Raw genomic sequence first — 21,569 nt, 5'->3', positions numbered from 1 at the left:
TCTCGGTTATGGCTTAAATGTTATTGGGCGCTCTTCCTATGGGGAGAGCGCTTTATAGTTAACCTGTGAGGAGGAGTCTAAGGAATATCCCATCAATGCTCTTGTAGACAATGTCGTAATTATGCTAAACAAGGTCAGCATCGTCAAGGCCGGAAAGGCTTGCATGCAGTAACATGAGTGTGAAGGATAAGGAGGTGCGGAATGAAGCGCTGTTTATATAGAGCTGAAGAACTGGAAGGTGAGGAGGCCGCTGCTTTATTCCGTAACAGGGAGGTCTCTCATTCGCTTATCGACGTTATGGAGCGTCTCCGAGTGGACCATTTAAGCTTGTTTGTCTGCAGCAGCCAACTGTTTCTATATTATGAATGTCTCGGAACGCCGGTTTCGCCGGAAGTTTTACTGCCGGAGGTCTCGGAGCGGCTTGCCGTGTGGCCTGGAGGGAAAAAAGGGCGCCGCTGGGTGCCGATGACGGATATTTTTCATTACCAAAAGCCAATCTCCATACAGCACTGGGAGCGCCGGAGCACGGAAGGCAAGCCTTACGGACGGCTTGCGCTGCTGAAGCCAGAAGAGGCAGCCAGCTATATTTATTACCACTATCAATACCAGGAGGAGCGGCCGGGGGACGGCGATAAATACGGCATGATCGGCCTGCATGAGAATGTGCTGTTTTTTTATGCAGAGCAGCCGGCTACCCGGGAGCCAGCCCCTTATGAAGGAAAACTGAAGACCCGGCTGCGGCCGGACAACTGGGCTGAAGTGATGGAGCCGCATTTTATCAAATGGGAGGAAGCGTCTAAGGGCCAGGAGCTGTGGCGGGAGCTGGAGAATGTGCTCGAAGTACGCGCCTTCCCTGGAAAGTGGGGAACAAGAGATGCGTAATCTGCTATGTCTAAACGGGAATTGGAATTTCATGCCCTTATATGATCAGCCACAATGCCGCAGGCTGCCCGAAACAATCAACTATGAGGAGCGCAAGCTTCAGGTACCTTCCAGCTGGAGGCGGACCTACCCGCTTTCGGACGGCAAATCATTCGGCGGCATCCCGGAATATGAGTATGCCCCGTTTGACCTGTACGGCTATCCGGAGGAGTGGGATGCCGCTGAAGCGGGTGTGCTGCATCGGAGCTTCCGGGTTCCAGAAAGCATGGCCGGGCAGAGGATCATATTACGGCTGGATGGTATTATGCAAAAGGCTGTGATCTATATTGACCGGCAGGAGGTTGGCGTTTGGGAAGACGGGTACCTGCCGCTGAGACTTGATATTACTTCCAGGGTAGAACAGGAACGGGAGCATCAATTGCATGTTGTCTGCAGCAGCTTCGACACCGTCGTGCTTCCAAACGGTATGTCAAAAATAACGGGGCTTATGGGCTCCTGGTATGGAAGAATCAGCCGGGGAATCTGGCAGGATGTTTATCTGGAAGGTATTCCTGTGCTGTCGCTGGAGGATGTTACGATCCGCACTTCCGTCAGGGAGGGGCGAATAGAGGTGAAGGCTGTGGCTGCCGGATCAGGAACAGCCGGGGGCAGAGGTCCGCTAACAGTAAGGCTGGGCATCTGGGAGAAAGGCGTGCTGCGGCAATTTGCCAGAGGGCTGGAAGCGGCAGAAGATTCCGAAGAGCCGAGAGCCGCAGCTATGGCTAGTGCTGGGATAAAAGGGGAAGAAGTAGAGCTGTTGACAGCCTCCTTGACGTCAGGTAGTGAGGAGAGTTACGAGGTGGCAGCCGAACCCGGGCCAGTTCTATCTGCGGAGTGTATAGCCGGAGCTGTTGATGCTGCCGCTGCGGAGAAACTTAGGCTGTGTGAGAACGAACGGGCTGGTGAAGTGTATAATGCCTCATTTCATCTGGATTGGAGCGGCGCCAGACTGTGGAGCCCGGATGAGCCGTTTTTGTATAGTGCGGTGCTGGAACTGCTCGAAGACGGGGAAGTCATCGACCGGTATGACCAAGTATTCGGTTTCCGAGAATTCTGGTGTGAAGGACCGCGGTTTATGCTGAATGGCATTCCGGTCAATCTAAGAGGCGACTCCTGGCATTTTCAGGGAGGACTTCAGATGACGGAAGCTTATATCCGCAACTGGTACCGCATCTGCCGCACCGCCGGTATTAACAGCATCCGACTGCATGCCGAGCCTTATCCTTCCGATTATGTCCGTATCGCTGATGAAGAAGGTATGCTGATCGTCGATGAGACGGCGATTTACGGCTCGGGTAAATCGATGCAGGCGGACCATCCCGCTTATGTGGAGAACTGCCGGCAGCATGTACGCCGATTAGTACAACGCGACAAAAACCATCCATCTGTCATTCTCTGGAGCCTGCAGAACGAAATGCGCTGGGTAGACGGACGGGATGGCTTCAAACAGTATATGCCCGGCCTGATCGCGGAGATCCGTGAACTTGATCCTACTCGTCTGGTGATCGCCGAGGGGGACAACCGGCTGCTGCCAAAAGCCTATACGGAGGTGGAAAGCCGCCATTACAATATCGACGGCACGATCAGCCAGTGGGACCGTACGGTTCCGCTGACTTTCGGCGAACACGGCGGCTGGTGGTATATTTGTCCGCAGAATAGCAGCATGTACAACGGATTGCAGGCCTACCGCGGTACGGACGAAAGCACAGCAGGGCTGGCGCTGAAGGAGCGGCTGTTTGTGGAATATGCAAGGCGGCAGGGGGTGTCCGGCATTTCCACCTTTAATTTTGCCCATTATTTCATGCGGCCGATGCCGGAGCAGAATCTTACGCTACCGCCGTCTGAACCGGGAACGCCCGGAGTGAAGCCGGAATGTGTCCCGGCCTATTCGCTGTCTATCAACAACGGTCTGCTGCCGGAGGAATACCCCCTGTATCAGCCTAATCCGGCTTTTGCGATTATGGCTGAGGCATTTAAACCTGCTGTGATCATTGCCGCTGAGTATAACAGCTGCTTCTATGACGATAAGCCGGTCTTCCGGAGCTTTGACGTATATAACGATACTCTGTCCGCACAGGAAGTTAGAATGGAGTTCGTAATCTGGCAGGGGAATAAGAACGTTCATGAGCAAAGCTTCACTTTCAGTCAAAATCCTGCTGAACATAAGGTCGTTTCGTTTTCTTGGATGCCTGTTCCTGCTGCCGACGGAGAGCAGGCGACGCTGACAGCACAGTTGTTCCACGGTGGGCAGCTGGTGCACAAGCTGCGTTTGGAGTACAGGCTCATGTCCGCAAGCCTGCTGAGTCAGCCTGTGAATGTGCGGCGGAGGTCCGCCTATTGGGGGTCGGACCTCGATTTTGAGCACATTCGCCGGCTTGTTCCGGGCTGTGAAAGAGTGGAACGTTCACTACTGAACGATCTGCCAGCCGATTATCTGCTTATTGTCGGTAGCCGGATGGAGGACGCAGACGGCAAAGTGGAGGTACTGCTGAAGGCATTTGCCGCGCGGGGCGGCCGGCTGCTGCTGCTGGAGCAGAACCAGCTATCGCTGGGCAAGCTGCCGCTCTCACGGCGGCCGTTCTTCCGTGCCCATGCCGGCAGCTACCTGCATCCGGTGCTCGCTGGGCTGGGTGACAGGGATCTGATGTTCTGGCATGAAGAGCTGCGCGAAGAGGGGCCGACACCGATTATTCAGGCCGCCTTTGAGAAGCCGGTAACAGGCGACTTCTCACTGCTGCTGGAATGCAGCACGGGCGATTTTGGAGACGGCGGCGATCTGTGGTCTCCGCTGCTGGAATACCGCAGCGGAAAGGGCCTGTTCCTGGCCAATCAGCTGGAGCTGATGGCCAATCTGGAGCAGGTTCCGCAGGCTTGTCTGCTGCTGCGGAACCTGCTGGCCTACGCCGGCGGCGGGGACACCGCCGGAGCTCAGGCCCGGCCCGCGGCTGCGCTGGTGCGCCGCGGCGGGCAGACCGCAGCGTTCCTTGAACAGCTGCGGCTGCGGTATACGGCGCTGGATAACACAGCGCCGCTCGGGGTCATGCAGGACTTCGGCCTGATCGTGGCCGAAGCCTGCATGCTGGAAGCGCCGGGAGCCGCCGAGGCGCTCCGGTGTTACGCTGAAGCCGGCGGGCAGGTGCTGCTCCTGCCGGCTTCGGCAAGCCAGCAGGCGGCGCTTGCCCGCCTGCTGGACCGCCCCGTGCGCGTGAAGCCGCACGAGGCGTATCACTTGGCGGCGGACGATGTCCATGCCGCCGTGCAGGGGTTCAGCCCGGTCGACCTGTTCGGCTTCGACAAGGTATTTCTGTCGCCGCGGGATGTACTTAACCGGGTGCTGGCTGCGGACAGCCTGGAGATACCGGACGCAACGGTTCTCTGCACGAGTGTTGAAGGTACCGTCTGGAAGGATTATTTCGTCCATGGCTACACGGCGGAATACAGCCGTCTCGCATTGGTGGAGCTGAACCGCAGAAATACGCGTCCATCGGAAACCTACCTGACCGAAGTCAAGCTGGGAACAGGCTCTGTGCTTTGCTCCCAGCTGCTGACGGACTCCGGAAGTGAGAAGGCACTCCGCCTGTATTCCCGTTTGCTCGCTAATCTGGGCGCGTCATTTGCCGACGGCTTGCTGGACAGTGTGAAGGGAGATGAGGAGTGGGCCGTGGAAACTATGATGGCACTGCCTTGTCAGCCCCATGTTGATTATGAGGAGATGAAGGCGTACTACACCGATCCGGCGTTTTCTTTGAATAATCTGGGCGAAGGCCTTTACGGCTGGATGCAGAAGAAAGAGCGGCGTTCCGGCAACGGTACTTTGCAAATAGCGGATGCGGGAAGAGGTCCGTGGTTTCTAAGCTGCTTTGTGCATACGCCGGAGGAATGGGGGGGAGAGGGACAGCTACACCGGGGGAGGCTGCGTATCAACACAACCGCCTCTTATGAGATTTATTTGAACGGTGCTCTGGTGATAGAGCCAGAGCGGGAGATTACGCTGCAGAGCGGACTCAACCGGCTGATTGCGATAGTTCGGGGAAGCGGCGGTGACCTCATAATTGGTCTGACCTTTCTGAATTCTGACGGCACTTATATGAAGGGCCTGGAATACCGGCTGACCCTTGACGAGGTCGAGCCGAAATAAACCCGATAATCTTATAAAGGAGCTGGAACCAAGTGAGAGCTGATCCCCATGAACATACCGATCCCAAGGATTATTATATCTTCAGGGACGAGGAGAAGGAGGTGGAATTCAAACGGCCGGATATGCCGACGCCGTGGATGAACTACCTGTCGAACGGTACCTTCCACACGATGCTGTCGCATGCGGGCGGCGGTGTGGCCTTTTACAAGTCGCCCCAGATCTGGCGCATTACGCGCTACCGTTTCTTCCATCTGCCGATGGACCGTTCAGGCCCTTATATTTATATACAAAATGCGGAAACAGGCCGCTACTGGTGCCCGACCAGCGAACCTGCCACAGATAAACCGGAGATGTGGAAGAGTTCCCACGGCATGGGATATACCCGGTTCGAGGCAAGTCAGGGGAGCATAGCAGCCCAAACGGTGTATTTTGTCGGGCCTTATGAAAATTCACTGATCTGGAATCTGACCTTGACCAATCAAGGCAATACTCCGCAAGAGCTCAAGGTCTATGCCTACGCCGAATTCGGTATGCTGGAATTTATGCGTGAGCTGCAGTGGCAGTGCTACAACAAACATCAGGTTTCGGTGCAGTACCATGAAGCGGAGGCGCTGGTGTACCGGTATGGCGTCGAGAACCAGCCCAAACCGGAGGAGACACCGCTTGTCTATCTGACAGCGGATATGCCGCTTGCCGGTTATGACGGTGATCGCGAGGAATTCATTGGCTGTTACCGCAGCGAATCCAATCCGGCGGCAATTGAAAACGGGGGCTGCACCAACTCCACCCTGATGGGCGGCGACCCGTGCGGTGCGCTGCAGTTTAACCTGACGCTGCAGCCAGGGGAAAGTCGCACGATAAATGTCTTTCTCGGTACTGCAGCGGATGAGCAGGCGATTGTGAGGGCAGTCGCTCACTCCCGGGAAGCGGGATTCGTAGAAGCCTCCTTCCGGGCGCTGAAAGAAAATTGGGCGGATTACCTGGGTGCGTGGGAGAGCAGTCTGCCGGATAAGGATGCCGAGCGGATGATTAACATTTGGAATCCATACCAGGCGCACCGTAACTTTCTGTTTTCGCGCAACATTTCCTTTTATGCCACGGGCACGTTCAGAGGTGTCGGCTACCGGGATACCGCGCAGGATATTTTGGCGGTCGTGCCCTTTGATACGGAGCTTGCCTTTGACAAGCTGAAGCTGTTGCTCGGCCAGCAGTACAGGGACGGGCATGTGAATCACTACTTCTTTCCGAACGAAGGCTGGGACCCGGTAACGAGCATCCATTCCGATGATCATTTGTGGACTGCGCTGGCGGCATGGGATCTTCTGGCGGAAACCGGAGATGCCGCTTTTCTGAAGACCAGGGTACCTTATTATGACGGCGGTGAGGGAACGGTGTATGCGCATCTGAAGGCGGCGATTGATTTTACCGTGTCGAAGCTGGGACAAAGCGGTTTCCCATTGATGCTTCGCTCGGACTGGAACGATCAGCTGTTCCGCGTATGCCGTGAGGGGCGAGGAGAAAGCATCTGGACGTCGATGCAGTTGGGAACGGTGCTGCTGCGGATGACTGATCTTGCGGTATTCGCCGGCCACCCGGAGGACGTCGCACAGTATGAAGCTATGTACGAGACGCAGCGTAAGCTGGTTAACAGTATCGGCTGGGACGGGAGTTGGTTCCGGAGGGCGATTATGGATGATGGTCGGTTCCTCGGCAGCGATGAACACGATGAGGCCAAAATCTGGCTCAACGCCCAGACCTGGGCCACTATGTCCGGCATGGCGGACCAAGATAAGGGCCTGAAAGCAATGGATAGCGTACGCAAAATGTTGGACACAGAGCTCGGCATCAAAAAAATTCATCCTTCTATTACCACCTTTCCCGATCCTGCGGATCCTTTGACCAATTACAATAAGGGGACGGGAGAGAACGGTGCGGTATTCTGTCATGCCAACACCTGGGCAATTATAGCTGAATGCATGCTTGGTCGGGGAGATTTGGCCTATAAATATTATCGTCAGCTGCTGCCGAATGTGGCCATGGATAAGGCGGGCTTATGGCGTTACAAAGCAGAACCTTATGTCTATGCCTCCAACCTGTTCGGGCCGGAGTCAGACAAGTTTGGTCTCGCCAATGTTTCATGGTTAACAGGCACGGCTGCATGGATGTATATCGCCGCCACCCAATATATTATAGGTGTGAAGCCCGTGCTGGAAGGCTTGTCCGTTGATCCCTGTATTCCCGCAAATTGGGAAGGGTTTACGGTAAAACGGCGTTTCAGAGGCTGTGTCTATGACATCACCGTTACGAATGTCAGCAAGGTCTGCAAAGGCGTCAAAGTAATCACCGTTGATGGAGAACAGGTGGAAGGTAATGTACTTCCCCCTTATCCCGGACGTTCATCGGTCAAGGTTGAAGTTATTCTGTAGAGAAGTACACCACTCGTATTTTACTGGCAGGTGAGACATTCGACCGTTGGCTGCGGATCCTGCCGTTTCCAATCTGTTTCTTGTTTCACGTCTTTGTTCGTCTTTAAATAAATTTAAATCACCCTTTCGTAAAATGGCTGCTTAGTACTCCATTTTATGAAAGGGTGATTTTTTGCAGTGATCATGAGACAGGTATTTGATGGATTATTTCTATTCTTGTTTGTACCATCCAAAAAGCTGGTTTTAGCGGATGCTCCTTCTGTATTTTTCGGGTGAAATCCCTTTATTGTTTTTGAACATCTGACTGAAATATGAAGGGGAAAGATGGCCCACTTCTGCCGCAATCTCTTTAACGGGTTTAGTGGTATTGGCAAGCAGTATACAAGCTTCTCTTACACGCCGCTGCATCAGATATTCGGACAGCGTGATGCCTGCAAATTCCTTGAACAAATGCGAAATATGATAGGGTGACAGGTGCATCGCGGCAGCCAGCACTTCGAGGCTGAAGGGTTCTTTGTAATGCTCATCAAGCCATTCGGTGATACGCTCAGCATGTGAACCTCCACGCGAATGTAGCGGGCTAACTTCGGTCAAGTCACCTGACATGTGTTTTTGAAGCAGACGAATCAGCTGAAGCATCAGAAATCCGATATTTTCTTCTGTGCCAGCTGCAGAGTTATTTGTGGAATAATCTAATTCCTCCAGCAAATCAGGAATCAGGGTGTCCTGCAAATCATAGAAAACCGGCATCTGAAGGCTGCCCTTCCACATCCTGCGGAAAAACTTCTCCATTAAAGGAAAAACGGAGAGGTACTGCTCTAGAAGACTGGGGTCAAAGGTCAGATTCGTCCGGATATATGACCGGTTGGGTGTCGGAGGAACCATCACACGGTGCAGCTGATAGGGCTGAAACCAGACCAGTGTATGATCCCGGATAGGGTAGGTTTGATTCTCTGCCATGATTTCCCCGCGGCCGGTGTAAATATATAGTATTTCAATTCCCCGATGTGCGTGAAACCAATGGGCTTCCTCATTTTCATATTTATAATTGTACATAAATAAATTAGGTTTAAATCTTTGGGGTAAATGATCGTTCCTGTTCATGGAACACTCCCTTAATAACCGTTATTAATTACAGTATAGATCATTCATTTCATATGAGCCACGGGTGACACGGGGGGCTGATGCGTAATCACTTTAGTGCTCATACCAATATCCCGGAACACCTTTCTGCAGACGCAGCAGCGCTTCCAAAAAGAAATAGTCACCCCAGATCATGAAATCATCGGGAGATGAATTTCCTCTGACAGAATAGGAGCCATGCCGCAGGAAACCCTCTTCAGATGGACTGCCTGCGGTAAAGTAGCGGTTCAACAGGGAATCCATAGACTTCTCTACGGCCTCACCAAACAATGCCCGCTGCGGGTCATCCTCCGGCAAATGTTCCAGCAACTCCAGGAGTCCGCACACAAAGATGGCGGAAGCCGAACTGTCGCGGGGCGTGGAATCCTCCTGCGGCAAATCGAAATCCCAATACGCAACATGATCAGCAGGAAGATGCTCCCAAAAATATCGGGCCATTCTTATGGAGGTTTCCAGATAATGCGGCTCTTTGAAATAGCGGTAGGCTAAGGCAAAGCCATAGACACCCCAAGCCTGTCCCCGTGTCCAAGTTGAAACATCCTGATAGCCCTGTGCGGTTCCTCCACGGATGGCATTGCCCGTCAGTTGGTCGAAATAAAAAGTATGAAAGGAGGAATCATCTCCTCTCACCAGGAAGCGTCGGCTCTTCTCGGCATGAATCTTCGCGTAATCCGCATAGCTGCTGTCTCCGGTCTGCTCGGTTGCCCAATAGAGCAGCGGAAGATTCATCAGGCAGTCAATAATAATCCGGGCTCCGTTATCATGATCGCCTTCCGGTCCCCAGGCTTGAAACAGCTGCGGGACAGAGCGCCAGCGTTTCATTAGAATGTCTGCTGCCTGCAACGCCAGCAGACGCGATTCTTCATCCTTATCAACGATCCAGCGGGCCTTGGCGGACAGCGAATACAGAAAGCCGATGTCATGGTGATCGAGCTCCTGTTCCGCTTCCATGCGCTTCTTGAAAGAATCAACCGTTTGGATGGCTGCGGCGTGAATCTCCGGGTCTTTGCTGTATTCATAGCTCAGCCACAAAATACCTGACCAGAATCCTTCCGTCCAGCCGGTATGGTCAGTTAAATGATATTTGCCGTCTCCCAGGCTTACAATTGGAAAAGAGTCACCAAAGCGCTTAATGTTAAGACGGGTGGTGGAGAGCGTGTGTTCAATCGCCGATTTCCAGTTCATAATAACCTCCATAGTATTGCTAAATTGTTATTATGTTCATTATATGCCTAGTGTTCTATTGATTTGTTGTGCAAATGGTTAGCTGAATTGCGGTTAAGAACGGGAGTGTCTAAGCTTTGATTTATGGAGTATAACCGTTGTCCGCCCCCAGTTGGCAGAGCAGTTGACTCTTAATCAATTTGTGCAGGCTTCAAATCTCTGAGAGTCCATCCAAAAAGAAAAACCACGAGGTACGTTATTAACGTATTTCGTGGTTTTTTATACTTATGGAAGTATATTGCCGGCAGCTCGGTATATTTCATACCATTCTGGTCGGGTGAGCGTAATATCAGAAGCCTTGGCAATATCCCGCAATCGCTGCGTATTGGTTGTACCGACAACAGGCTGCATATTTGCCGGATGTCTGAGAATCCAGGCGATGGCAATAGCAGTATTGGTCACCTCTTTTTCAGCAGCTAGGCGGTTAATGACCTCATTCAATTCAGGGAACTTGTCGTTATCCAAGAACACACCTTCAAAGAAGCCGTATTGGAAAGGTGACCATGGCTGAATGGTCATGTCATGTAGACGGCTGTACTCCAAAATCCCGCCATCATGGACAACCGAACCGGAGTTAGTCATATTTACATTGAAGCCGGTATCAATCATACCCGTAAACATTATACTCAATTGCAGCTGGTTGAACAGGAGTGGTTGTTTAACATTTTTCTTGAGTAGCTCGATTTGCAGCGGGTTTTGGTTGCTCACCCCAAAATGCTTGACCAATCCTTTGCTCTCCAGAATGTCAAAAGCCTCAGCCACCTCTTCAGGTTCGAACAGCGTGTCGGGTCGATGAAGCAGGAGCACATCGATATAATCGGTCTTTAAGCGTTTAAGGCTGCCCTCCACGGATTGGAGAATATGCTCTTTAGAGAAATCAAAATAGCCCTTGCGGATTCCGCATTTGGTTTGGATCAGCATTTTTTCACGCATACCAGGATTATTCTGAAGTACTCCTGCGAATACTTCTTCAGCTTTGCCGTCTGCGTAAATGTCAGCATGATCAAAGAAGTCTATTCCGAGCTCCAACGCACTATGTACATGTGTATCAGCCTCTTTTGCAGACAAATCCGCGATCCGCATACAGCCAAGCGAAATTTGGGATACGTCTAGTACACCATTCGCTACACTAATTTTTTTAACCATGAGTGATTCACTCCTTCGAATGTAAGTAGAACTTGCAGTATTCTATCAAACCATAACATATAGAGGGAGGCTAAGCCAATATATCCTGTGTCGTATTGAAAGGTATGCTTAGAAAAATAAAAGAGGCGGCCACATCAGTAGAATTCACTACTTTTGCGGACCACCTCATTAGCATTTAGACCATATTAGGAATGTCGACATTCGGATCAATATCAGCTTCGTAGTCTACGCCATCTGTTCTGAAGCCAAATAGATTGAAGAAGTCTTGGCGGTAGCCTTCAAGATCAGCTAGGTCGGCAGCGTTCTCAGTTGTCAGCTCGTCCCAACGTTTCATAACCTCAGTCTGCACATCTTCGCGCATTTCCCAGTCATCAATACGAATCAGGCAGCTTCCATCAGTAGTAGCCTTGCCTTCTCCGTATAGGTGCTCAGAGAACAAGCGGTACATTTGTTCAATACAGTTCTCATGCAGGCCTTTTTCCTTCATCACTTCGTAAAGTGCAGAGATATAAAGGGGCACTACAGGAATCGCTGAGCTGGACTGTGTTACAAGCGCCTTATTAACGGATACAAAGGCACGTCCGCCTTTTGACGCAAGAAGGTCATTCATTTGGATCGCCGTCTGTTCCAGATCATGCTTGGCTTGTCCAATGGTTCCGTCCCGATAGATAGGGTGAGTGATTTCAGGTCCGATGTAGGAGTAAGCAACGGTAGTAGCACCGTCTGCAAGGACACCAGCTGCTTGAAGCTGATCGATCCACATTCTCCAGTCTTCACCGCCCATAACGGCGATTGTCTGACGTACCTCTTCTTCCGTAGCAGGCTCAATAGTGGTCATGGATACTTCACCTGTGTGGAAGTTCAAGGTTTTATTCGAATAAGCTGTTCCCACTGGTTTAATTACGGAGGAGAAGGTTTCTCCTGTTACCGGATGGGTACGACGAGGTGAAGCGACACTATAAATAACTAAATCGACAGTGCCATATTCAGCTTTAATCAATTCAATGGTCTTTTCTTTAATAGCATCAGAGAAGGCATCGCCAACTATGCTGTGTGATTTAAGCCCAAGCTCTGCTGCTTGTTGTTCAAAGGCAGCGGAGTTATACCAGCCTGCAGAAGCGGTACGCTGACCTTCCGCAGCTTTATCGAAGAACACACCAATGGTATTGGCGCCAGCACCAAAGGCAGCTGAAATTCTAGAAGCTAGTCCGTATCCGGTAGAAGCACCAATGACAAGTACATTCGCAGGTCCCTCAATTTTCTTTTGTGCTTTTACATATTCAATTTGTTGTTCTATTTGTTTGGCGCATCCCTCTGGATGGGCTGTTGTGCATATAAATCCGCGTGTTTTAGGTTGAATAATCATCAAGGAATTCCCCTTTGTATAAAAATTTAAGTCTACTGATACACAGAGAAAGTATAGCAAACAATATTTACTAATACAAAGAATTTAGGATATTAAATAAGAAACACTACTCTGAGTTTTTAGCGGTTAGACAAGGATCGCTACTCCGTGGCTCGCTGGCAGGCTGCACCGCTGAAACTTAATACATCCACTGCGATTTACGGACCTCACTGACGTTATTCTTTAGAAAAAGGTCCTTATTGGATGTATTACATGCCAAGAGCGGCTATGGGGGCCGTTAGGATTCCAAATATGTAATCATGCTCTGTTTAAGGTCAGCTGTGTCCGATTGCAGCTGTGCATGTGGGCATGTTAGTTAAAGATGTTCTTCCAACGAATCCAACGAATGAAATGCAGCGCAATGAACGTAACAAACCAATCAAACCGCTCAAATAATAGAACAAAGCAAAAAGGGGCTGCCCCAGTAGCCATTTCATGACTTCTGGGACAACCCCTTACTTTAGTTATAAGGCGTTATTACGCCTTAAAGATTGAATCAATCGCTCTGATCTCTTCAGATGACAGTTGAACCTTTAGCGTTTCCAGGTTCGATACGATCTGCTCTGGACGTTTAGCACCGGGAATAAGTGCGTCGATAGAAGGTACAGTCAAATACCATGCGAGCACCACATGAGCGACTTCAACACCTTTGGCATCGGCAATTTGGCGAACCTTATCCACTTTCTCCAAGTTTTTAGCAAAAGTCTCCCCTTGGAACAGTGGGTCGTTCTTTCTAATGTCGCTGAATGTATCGCCTTGCTTATATTTACCGCCAAGCAGGCCGGATGCAAGAGGGAAATAAGGCACGAAGGAAATACCATGCTCCTGTGTATAAGGGAGCAAATCTTTTTCCGCATCACGTTGCAATAAATTGTAGTGGGATTGAAGAACATCTACATGCCCGTCTTTGTTGGCTTCTCTCAGCTGTTCAATGGAGAAGTTGGAGACCCCAATTGCTCTGATCTTTCCTTCATCTTTCAGCTTCTTAAGCTCGCCAACAGCTTCATCTTTATGTGTGCTTTCATCCGGGAAATGAATATAGTAAAGATCGATATAATCGGTCTGGAGGCGTTTCAGGCTGTCTTCTACAGATTGTCTTAGAAAAGCTGGAGAGTTGTCGATTGTAACCTTATCACCAGTAATCTTGTGAGCACCCTTAGTAGCGATGACCACATTGTCACGGCCGCCTCTTTCTTTCAGTACTTCTCCAATCAGTTCCTCAGATCTACCTGGACCATAAATATATGCGGTATCAATGAAATTGATCCCATGATCAAGAGCGTTGCGAACGATGTTTTTACCAGTCTCATCATTTAAGCCGGGAAATAAATTATGCCCACCAACAGCATTGGCACCCAGTCCGAGAGGGAGTACCTGCAAATTTGTTCTACCTAAAGTTATTTTACTAGACATAATCAATCGTCAGCTCCTTAAAATAGAATATGAACTATATTAAGTATAGCTAATGGCTCGTGGTAAAACAAATTCATGGCTTCCAGCTTTATACATGAATAATTAAAGCGTATAAGTTATGATATAAAGAATAATTTTGCATTCCCATATTTGTTCTCACAATGAAGTAAAGGAGGGTTGTCTTATGCTAGTCATTAATCAAAATGAAGTGACTGAGCTATTAGCAATGGAGTCTTGCATCACAGTGATGGAATCTGTTTTGAAGGACTTGTCCGCTGGACAAGCTGTACAGAGCTTAAGACAAGTACTCCCGCTGCACCAAGGCAACCTGATTGGCTTAATGCCGGGCTATTTGCAGGGTGAAGAAGTAGCAGGAGCCAAAATCATCAGTGTATTCCCAAGCAATCATGGCTCAGGTCTACCTTCCCATCAAGGACTTGTTACGCTATTCGATTCTATTACCGGTGTTCTGAAAGCCGTAGTAGATGGACTAAAGATTACGGCAATTCGCACAGCGGCTGTTAGCGCAGTAGCCACTCGTTATCTGGCCAGAGAAGATGCTGAAGTGCTTGCCATTCTTGGTACGGGCGAACAAGCCAAAAGCCATCTGGAAGCGATGCTGCTGGTTCGATCCATACGTGAGGTCAGAGTTTGGAGTAGGACACTTGCAAAAGCAAGAGATTTCCAAGCAGAGATGAGCCGTAAATATGGTATAGAGATCGTTGTCGCTGAGTCTGTACAAGAGGCAGTCAGCCCAGCAGATATCATTTGTACCGTAACAGCATCCACAGAGCCTGTACTTAAAGGAGAATGGCTGAAGTCCGGTGTTCACATCAATGCGGTTGGAGCGTGCAGACCAGCGGATCGTGAGCTGGATTCGGAGGCCGTCCGGTTAGCTAAGTTGTATGTAGACCGATTGGAATCCACGCATAATGAATCTGGGGATTATTTAATTCCGCTGAACGAAGGCGTGATCACTTCAGGCCATATCATCGGTGAAATGGGTGAACTGATCAGCGGGAGTATCGAGGGCAGAGCTACAGCTGATGAGATCACTCTTTTTAAAGGACTAGGACTTGCCATAGAGGATTTAGCAGCAGCTAACTTCATTTATAATGAAGCAATTAGATTACAAAAAGGGATTGAAATTGCATTTTAAGGAGCGACCACATGATGAGCACATATGAAGGTTTGTATGATTTCAAGTTGACGGAGCTAGAAGAAGAGCGGGCCATACGTTTACATGAGCAGAACATTAATATTGATTTGCTATTTCAAGGACCCTTATCTCCAAGCGCAATTCCAGAATCTGTGTCCGAAAAAATTAAAGAGCTGTGTGAGCCCTATAAAGATGAGCCGATGGTATACAGCAGTATGCCAGCTAAAATGATCACTAAGCTGTCGGCCAGCGGTGAGATCCCAGAGTATAAAAGTGAATGGTATAAATCAGGAATTACCGCGGGGAACCGGGAACTTCATTTAGAATCCTTAGAAAGCATGATCACTAGCATGGCTGAAGTTCAGCTTCAGTTCGACTCCGCAGATTGGTTAGTTAAAGCTTTAACCGCAGGAGACATACGTGCAGCCAAGCGTAATGGCCATAAGTCGGGTATTATCACGGCGCAAGAAACGGATGGTCTAGGTACGAATCTGGATCTATTAGATGTGTTACATAATTTTGGCTTGAGAATTCTACAATTAACGTATAACAATCAGAATCAGGTTGGTGCAGGTTGTGCAGAACAGTCGAACGCTGGGATTACGAATTATGGAAAAAGGTTCATTGAGCGTCTGAACAAGCTGGGGATCATTGTAGATACGGGACATTGCGGAAAACAGACCACGCTCGATGCTTGCCAGTATTCTAAGACTCCGGTTATTGCTTCACACACAGGTGTAGAGGCCATCTATCCGCATATGCGCTGCAAAAGTGACGAGGAAATCATTGCGATCGCTAAGACAGGTGGAGTGATCGGTATTTTTGCTATGCCATGGTTTGTTCATGAAGACCCTAATCATACAACTATTGATCATGTGCTGGATCATATCGAATATGTAATCCAGCTTGTAGGCGTAGATCATGTCGGAATTGGGACGGATTGGCCGATGAGTGATGTGCTCTGGTCTTTGATCTATTTTAAAGAACATATCGCACCTAAACTAGGTTTCGCCAAAGGAGACGGACCTTCTACTGAAACCGTTGCTGGGCTTGAAAAATATAGTTATTTTATCAACTTTACTAGAGGTCTAGTGGCTCGCGGTTATAAGGATGAGGATATTGCAAAAATCATGGGTGGCAACTGGTTGCGCGTATTTGAAGAAATTTGGGGATAGGGGATAAATAGATGACAACATATTTGAACACAACTACATTTAACTTCTACTGTTCGGGCATTTATTCAGGGAAAATACATTTTACGGAACAACAGATTATGCTCGCCAAGGTTGATCCACGTAGACGAACACAAATGCAGTACAACGTGTTGGATAGCCAGTTCAAGACCGTTCTTCCATTTCAGAAAATCCATGAACATATAGACGCTTATGCTAAAGCAAAATGGGTCAATGATGAGGTAGTTCTAAGTAACGGTGATCTTTATCAAAAGCATATTCAGTATCAGGCTGTAATGGATGGCCGTGAGCTTACTTCACAAGTATGGGCGCTGCGAAATGAGACGGCACTGGATATCGTGACCTTGGACGGTGAGATTATTGCTTTTCTTACGCCGAATCGGTATGGCATCGAGCTGATTGTTAAAGCAGGATATGAGAAGCTGACGCCTCTGGTTGTTTATGATGATCCCCTTTTGTCCAAACCAGAGTATGGTGTGAATGATTTGGGTACGGATCTGATTCCGATGCGCGACGGTGTGAGATTAGCGACGGATGTATTTCTACCTGAAGGCATTCAGCCGGGAACCAAGCTTCCGACGATTCTGGTAAGAACCTGTTATGACCGTAACGGGAAAAAAGAGATTTTTATGAGATGGGCCAACAAAGGTTATGCCGTGGTGTCGCAGGACGTTAGAGGCCGGGCGGATTCGGAAGGGGAATTGATCCCTTTTTATAATGAACGGGATGATGGCTATGATACGATCGATTGGATTATCGCGCAGGAATGGTCGGACGGAAATGTTGGCATGTGGGGCGCGTCCTATCTGGGCTTTGTGGTTGTCTCAGCGGCGACCAGCGGGCATCCCAATTTAAAGGCTGTTGTGGATGAAGTGAATGTCGGCTCACCGTTTGTAGATACGGCGCGTAAGGGTGGAACGCTTTGCTCTTGGCCACTCTTGTCTTGGACGCTTGCACAATCTGTAGGCACCCGAACGGATTTTGATATTTTTGGGGGCATTACGGTGAACCCAGAAGCGGCCGTCGATGCAAGACCGATTAAGGAGATTCCTCAACAAATGATCGGTAAAGCATCCGGACCATGGGATCTATGGAGCCAGCATCCGGAGTATGATGATTTCTGGAGAAACTGTACCTTTACAGTGCGTGGGGATCAGGTGCAGGTCCCTATGTATGTAATCTCAGGCTGGTATGACGGTGACAGCCCTGGTGTATCGGAGACTTGGAGAATGCTGACTGAACATGATGTGCCGAATCGCAAAATCCGTTTAGGAGCTTGGGAGCATGGTCCAAACCGGGCCAGAGACTATGAGGGTGTAAGCTTCGGCAATGATGCAGTGGTTTATGATTATGATGTTTCTGTATTGCGCTGGTTTGACCGCTTCCTCAAAGGCATTCCGAACGGAATAGATCAGGAGCCTAGAGCCTCTTATTATGTCGTTGGTGAGAATCAGTGGAGAACATCGGAGGATTGGACACCGGTTGAAGCAACAACTACGCCGTTTTACCTTTCCAGTGGTGGCCGGGCTAATTCAGGACAAGGAGATGGGAAGCTGCTTACAGCGCCAGAGGAGCATTCACCAGAAGATACTTATGTCTATAACCCAAATGATCCTATGGATGATAGCGGGGAACGAGAGCCTGAAAACTTGAGAAAATATGAGCTGCGAAATGATATTCTTGTGTACACTAGTGAGGTGTTGACAGAAGAATTAACTATAGCTGGCGAATTGTCTGCTATCATCTACGCTGCCAGCACAGGTAAGGATACGGATTGGGTAGTTACGCTTAGTGATGTAAATGAACAAGGAGACTCTATCAGGTTATCTAACTATATTGTCAGAGCAAAATATCGTCACGGGTTTGATGCACCAGAACTGCTCACTCCTGGCCAAGTGGAGGAATACGATATTTTCATGCCGAATATTGCTCACAGATTTGCGGTAGGACACCGAATTCGTTTCTCGATTACCTCGTCCAGTAAATTCGTTGCTTTCCCTAATACGAATACTGGCGGTAACCCGTATGAAGATACAGAGGCGATTACAGTGCTGCAGACGGTTTACCATAATAGTGAATATCCAAGCCATGTGAAGCTGCCGGTTATTCCTAACGCCTGAACTATACTGTAAGGTCAACCTTGTAATTGTAATAAAATATCGATTATTCACAGAAAAGCGCATAAATGATCCCTTCTCAGGTCACAATAGGGAAAAACCAGAATGAAGGGATTAACGTGTCGCGCATAAAAAAACAACTTTGGCAGCGATGGAGACGTTGGAAAAAAGCGCTTTGGGTAGGAGCAGCTTGTGTGGCTTTTACTTTACTAGCTTGGCGCAGTATGCAGGTGCCTGAGGAAATCAGTGGGCTGCTGACGAATTCTAGCTTGGCGGATAGTACTGAAAGTGAATTGGCCGCAGCTGTGTTTAAAGTAGGCGTGGACAGCGGTGAGGAGAAAGAGAAGGCTGCTTTAAATAACGAACAACTGTTGCAGACAATCACTCAAAGCGGACTCAGTAGAACCGTTCATTTAAAAATATCGTATGTATCCGGGGAAGAAATTCAGACATTGCCGGGTGTAAAGAACCCGCTTCAGCTTAAGAAAATTATTAACGAACACCCTGCTTGGAACGGTTGGATCAGCACCGAGGGAGATTTGTGGCTGGAACAAAAAGTGAATGATCTGTCGACCCTAACGAAAAAAGAAGCCTATATCGGTGTCGATGCTTTTGGAAATTTGAAATTATTTAAAGGACCTCCGGTGCAGGAAAAGGTTTTGAAGACTTTTTTTCAAATGGATATGGGTTCCTTAAAGTCCTCTTTACCGGAAAATATGTGGAAAGAGCTTCATGAAGGCATTCGTGTGCAGGATATAGAGGAGTACAACAGCGTGTTGTCCACCTTCAGTGACTATGCGCGTGAGGCTGCCGAACATGTCATGCAGAACAAGCAATAGCATCAAAAGCATACGAGCTGTCCTAAAGTCATTATTAATGGCTATAGGGCAGCTTTTTTTTGCAAATATAAGAAAGTTTAAAGTTCCCATTGTAGGCCTAAAGTTGTCATTTCGCATCAAAGGGTAAACTTTTTTTCTCCCGGAAGGGGTATTTTTGCTATAATGGTTTGAAGGAATACATATGTTCGCTTCATTGCGGAGTAATGGATGAAAACGGTGGAATAAACTGCCTGTTATAGAGGAGAGATCGTGCTTGCGCATTTTGGGAATTGATCCAGGGCTGGCGATTGTCGGTTTTGGCTTTGTAGATAAGGAAGGTCATAAGTTGACTCCGGTCCAATATGGTTGTATCCAGACTGAGGCTCATACGCCTGAGGAAGAACGTTTGCTGCATGTCTATGAAGGCATGGGTCAGCTCATTGATAAATATAAACCTGATGCTGTAGCGATAGAGAAGTTGTTCTTCGCACGTAATGTTACAACCGCATTGCCAGTAGCGCAGGCCCGCGGAGTAACGATATTAGCTGCTGTACAGCGCGGCCTACCCGTCTCGGAATATACACCGATGATGGTGAAGCAGGCTGTTGTTGGTTATGGTAAGGCAGAGAAGCGGCAGGTACAGGAAATGGTGAAGCTGTTGTTGAAATTATCGGCGATCCCTAAACCGGATGATGTAGCGGATGCACTTGCGGTAGCGGTATGTCATGCCCATTCGAGCAGTCTTAATTCTAAATTAAATGAGGTATTGCGAAAATGATAGATTTCTTAAGAGGACCCGTCGTTCATTTGGAGTCAGAATATGTGGTGCTGGATGTACAAGGAGTAGGCTATCGGGTGTTCTGCCCGAACCCCTATACTTTTGCTAAAGTAGAAGGGCCTGTAACGATCTATATTCACTATCAAACACGTGAGGATGCTACGCTGCTGTTCGGGTTCCCGACTCGGGAGGAGCAAAGATTGTTCCGCAAGTTGATAGAGGTATCTGGGATCGGTCCGAAGGTTGCACTCGGAATACTGACAGGGGGAACTCCAGATCAGTTGATTTCGGCAATTTACCAAGAGAATATCACCTTCCTAACGAAACTGCCGGGCATTGGCAAAAAAACGGCGCAGCGGATGATCCTAGATTTGAAGGATAAGCTGGACGGACTCAGTATGGCCTCGATGCAAACGGGATTATTTGCAGTGCCGATGGAAGAAAGGGCGGATGGATTAGCTTGGCAAGAAGCTAGAGATGCTCTTAAAGGATTGGGGTATACCGAAAGTGAATTGGATCGTGTGTGGCTCGCTATGAAGAAAGAGGGAGCGGAGACAGGGACTGTAGATGTGTTAATGAAGAAGGCACTGGGGCTGTTATACATTGCTAAATAAAGCCGAACACATCCTGAAGAAAGGGAGCGATAGGAATGGATGACCGGATCATATCCGCAAATTTGATGATGGACGAGCAGGCGGTAGAATTAAGCTTACGCCCTCGTTATCTGGGAGAATATATCGGACAGAATCAGGTAAAAGAAAACCTGAAAATATATATCGAAGCGGCCAAAATGAGAAGTGAAGCGCTGGATCATGTGCTGCTTTACGGGCCTCCAGGTCTCGGTAAAACAACACTCGCGAACATTATCGCCAATGAGCTGGGTGTGAATTTACGAACCACGTCCGGTCCTGCTATAGAGCGGCCGGGAGATCTAGCCGCCCTGCTGACGAACCTGCAGGAAGGCGATGTGCTGTTCATCGATGAAATTCACCGCTTGCACCGGACGGTGGAGGAGGTTATGTATCCGGCGATGGAAGACTTCGCGCTGGATATCATGATCGGCAAAGGACCAAGTGCCCGTTCGGTACGATTGGATCTGCCGCCTTTCACACTTATAGGTGCTACCACCCGTGCCGGGCTGTTGTCAGCGCCACTGCGTGATCGCTTCGGAGTGGTCAGCCGCTTGGAGTACTATACGATAGATGAGCTGAGCTACATTGTGGCTCGAAATGCAGATCTTTTAGGGATTGAGATTATCGGTGATGCGGCGGAAGAGATAGCGCTTCGTTCCCGGGGAACGCCGCGGATTGCGAACCGACTATTGAAACGGGTTCGTGATTTTGCTCAAGTGCGCGGAGACGGGATTATAACCCCTGAGATTTCTGGGGAAGCCCTGAGGATGCTACAAGTAGACCCACGCGGGTTGGATAGTATCGATCACAAGATGTTAAGAGCAATGATTTCAAGCTTTCGTGGCGGTCCTGTAGGGCTGGATACGATTGCTGCCACAATTGGTGAGGAAAGTCAGACGATTGAGGACGTTTATGAGCCCTATCTGCTGCAGATCGGATTCTTGCAGCGGAGTCCTCGTGGAAGAATTGTAACCCCGGCCGCTTATCATCACTTAGGCCTTCCGCTCCCTCCGGAGCAGCACTGAGTCAGTAACTACATTCAAAAGGAGGATGCTG

15 protein-coding genes are annotated in these 21,569 nt (G+C 49.1%); 10 read left to right on the top strand and 5 right to left on the bottom strand.

What is annotated here, in order from left to right; all coding sequences use genetic code 11:
- Positions 1–201 precede the first annotated feature (201 nt).
- The 3 genes from ACN6MV_RS24545 to ACN6MV_RS24535 are packed head-to-tail and all read left to right on the top strand — an operon-like array spanning position 202 to position 7,485.
- On the top strand, positions 202–882 hold the full coding sequence (locus tag ACN6MV_RS24545) for a hypothetical protein (protein ID WP_042130528.1): 681 nt from the start codon (positions 202–204) through the stop codon (positions 880–882).
- The gene (locus ACN6MV_RS24540) at positions 875–5,059 is read left to right on the top strand and encodes a glycoside hydrolase family 2 protein (protein WP_419885050.1); all 4,185 of its coding nucleotides are present in this window, start codon (positions 875–877) and stop codon (positions 5,057–5,059) included. The genes ACN6MV_RS24545 and ACN6MV_RS24540 overlap by 8 nt, the downstream gene beginning before the upstream one ends.
- Before the next feature lie 32 nt (positions 5,060–5,091).
- Positions 5,092–7,485: a GH36-type glycosyl hydrolase domain-containing protein gene (locus tag ACN6MV_RS24535; RefSeq protein ID WP_042130526.1), complete on the top strand. Its 2,394-nt coding sequence runs from the start codon at positions 5,092–5,094 to the stop codon at positions 7,483–7,485.
- Positions 7,486–7,728: 243 nt separating this feature from the next.
- Here the strand turns inward: ACN6MV_RS24535 and ACN6MV_RS24530 are convergent, their stop codons facing one another.
- The 5 genes from ACN6MV_RS24530 to ACN6MV_RS24510 form a co-directional block, all read right to left on the bottom strand.
- Positions 7,729–8,589 carry an AraC family transcriptional regulator gene (locus ACN6MV_RS24530; protein WP_042130525.1) on the bottom strand — a complete coding sequence of 287 codons (861 nt, stop codon included), beginning with the start codon at positions 8,587–8,589 and terminating at the stop codon, positions 7,729–7,731.
- A gap of 93 nt (positions 8,590–8,682) precedes the next feature.
- The gene (locus ACN6MV_RS24525; RefSeq protein ID WP_419885049.1) at positions 8,683–9,813 is read right to left on the bottom strand and encodes a glycoside hydrolase family 88 protein; all 1,131 of its coding nucleotides are present in this window, start codon (positions 9,811–9,813) and stop codon (positions 8,683–8,685) included.
- 264 nt (positions 9,814–10,077) lie between these two features.
- Complete coding sequence (locus ACN6MV_RS24520; RefSeq protein ID WP_341114625.1) at positions 10,078–10,998, bottom strand: aldo/keto reductase; 921 nt, start codon at positions 10,996–10,998, stop codon at positions 10,078–10,080.
- A gap of 175 nt (positions 10,999–11,173) precedes the next feature.
- Positions 11,174–12,364 (bottom strand): enoyl-ACP reductase FabV, encoded by a 1,191-nt coding sequence (gene fabV, locus ACN6MV_RS24515; RefSeq protein WP_042130518.1) that lies wholly within the window; start codon positions 12,362–12,364, stop codon positions 11,174–11,176.
- A 516-nt stretch (positions 12,365–12,880) separates the two neighbouring features.
- Positions 12,881–13,816, bottom strand: a complete 936-nt coding sequence (locus ACN6MV_RS24510) for an aldo/keto reductase (protein ID WP_042130516.1) — start codon at positions 13,814–13,816, stop codon at positions 12,881–12,883.
- A 184-nt stretch (positions 13,817–14,000) separates the two neighbouring features.
- Between ACN6MV_RS24510 and ACN6MV_RS24505 the strand changes: the two genes are divergently transcribed.
- The 7 genes from ACN6MV_RS24505 to ruvB all read left to right on the top strand — a co-directional run bounded on the left by ACN6MV_RS24505 (position 14,001) and on the right by ruvB (position 21,538).
- A complete protein-coding gene (locus ACN6MV_RS24505; protein WP_419885048.1) occupies positions 14,001–14,975 on the top strand; it encodes an ornithine cyclodeaminase family protein in 975 nt (324 codons plus the stop codon).
- Positions 14,976–14,986: 11 nt separating this feature from the next.
- Complete coding sequence (locus ACN6MV_RS24500; protein ID WP_419885047.1) at positions 14,987–16,150, top strand: dipeptidase; 1,164 nt, start codon at positions 14,987–14,989, stop codon at positions 16,148–16,150.
- Between the two features lie 11 nt (positions 16,151–16,161).
- The gene (locus ACN6MV_RS24495) at positions 16,162–18,288 is read left to right on the top strand and encodes a CocE/NonD family hydrolase (RefSeq protein ID WP_042130512.1); all 2,127 of its coding nucleotides are present in this window, start codon (positions 16,162–16,164) and stop codon (positions 18,286–18,288) included.
- A 191-nt stretch (positions 18,289–18,479) separates the two neighbouring features.
- Entirely contained in the window at positions 18,480–19,124 is a 645-nt protein-coding gene (locus ACN6MV_RS24490; protein ID WP_419885046.1) for a BofC C-terminal domain-containing protein, read from the top strand.
- Between the two features lie 253 nt (positions 19,125–19,377).
- On the top strand, positions 19,378–19,881 hold the full coding sequence (ruvC, locus tag ACN6MV_RS24485; RefSeq protein WP_036677679.1) for a crossover junction endodeoxyribonuclease RuvC: 504 nt from the start codon (positions 19,378–19,380) through the stop codon (positions 19,879–19,881).
- On the top strand, positions 19,878–20,495 hold the full coding sequence (gene ruvA, locus ACN6MV_RS24480; protein ID WP_042130510.1) for a Holliday junction branch migration protein RuvA: 618 nt from the start codon (positions 19,878–19,880) through the stop codon (positions 20,493–20,495). Before ruvC ends, ruvA begins: the two co-directional genes overlap by 4 nt.
- 35 nt (positions 20,496–20,530) lie before the next feature.
- Positions 20,531–21,538 carry a Holliday junction branch migration DNA helicase RuvB gene (gene ruvB, locus ACN6MV_RS24475; RefSeq protein WP_042130508.1) on the top strand — a complete coding sequence of 336 codons (1,008 nt, stop codon included), beginning with the start codon at positions 20,531–20,533 and terminating at the stop codon, positions 21,536–21,538.
- Positions 21,539–21,569 lie beyond the last annotated feature (31 nt).

Origin of the sequence: Paenibacillus sp. B-A-8 (assembly GCF_048572915.1) — a bacterium.
Taxonomy (GTDB): Bacteria; Bacillota; Bacilli; order Paenibacillales; family Paenibacillaceae; genus Paenibacillus_AQ.
This window is presented reverse-complemented; position numbering and strand designations above follow the sequence as displayed.

Coding starts and splice junctions, on each gene's coding strand:
- ACN6MV_RS24545 (WP_042130528.1), top strand. CDS start 202: ATGAAGCGCTGTTTATATAGAGCTGAAGAACTGGAAGGTGAGGAGGCC.
- ACN6MV_RS24540 (WP_419885050.1), top strand. CDS start 875: ATGCGTAATCTGCTATGTCTAAACGGGAATTGGAATTTCATGCCCTTA.
- ACN6MV_RS24530 (WP_042130525.1), bottom strand. CDS start 8,589: ATGAACAGGAACGATCATTTACCCCAAAGATTTAAACCTAATTTATTT.
- ACN6MV_RS24525 (WP_419885049.1), bottom strand. CDS start 9,813: ATGAACTGGAAATCGGCGATTGAACACACGCTCTCCACCACCCGTCTT.
- ACN6MV_RS24520 (WP_341114625.1), bottom strand. CDS start 10,998: ATGGTTAAAAAAATTAGTGTAGCGAATGGTGTACTAGACGTATCCCAA.
- fabV (WP_042130518.1), bottom strand. CDS start 12,364: ATGATTATTCAACCTAAAACACGCGGATTTATATGCACAACAGCCCAT.
- ACN6MV_RS24510 (WP_042130516.1), bottom strand. CDS start 13,816: ATGTCTAGTAAAATAACTTTAGGTAGAACAAATTTGCAGGTACTCCCT.
- ACN6MV_RS24505 (WP_419885048.1), top strand. CDS start 14,001: ATGCTAGTCATTAATCAAAATGAAGTGACTGAGCTATTAGCAATGGAG.
- ACN6MV_RS24500 (WP_419885047.1), top strand. CDS start 14,987: ATGATGAGCACATATGAAGGTTTGTATGATTTCAAGTTGACGGAGCTA.
- ACN6MV_RS24495 (WP_042130512.1), top strand. CDS start 16,162: ATGACAACATATTTGAACACAACTACATTTAACTTCTACTGTTCGGGC.
- ruvA (WP_042130510.1), top strand. CDS start 19,878: ATGATAGATTTCTTAAGAGGACCCGTCGTTCATTTGGAGTCAGAATAT.
- ruvB (WP_042130508.1), top strand. CDS start 20,531: ATGGATGACCGGATCATATCCGCAAATTTGATGATGGACGAGCAGGCG.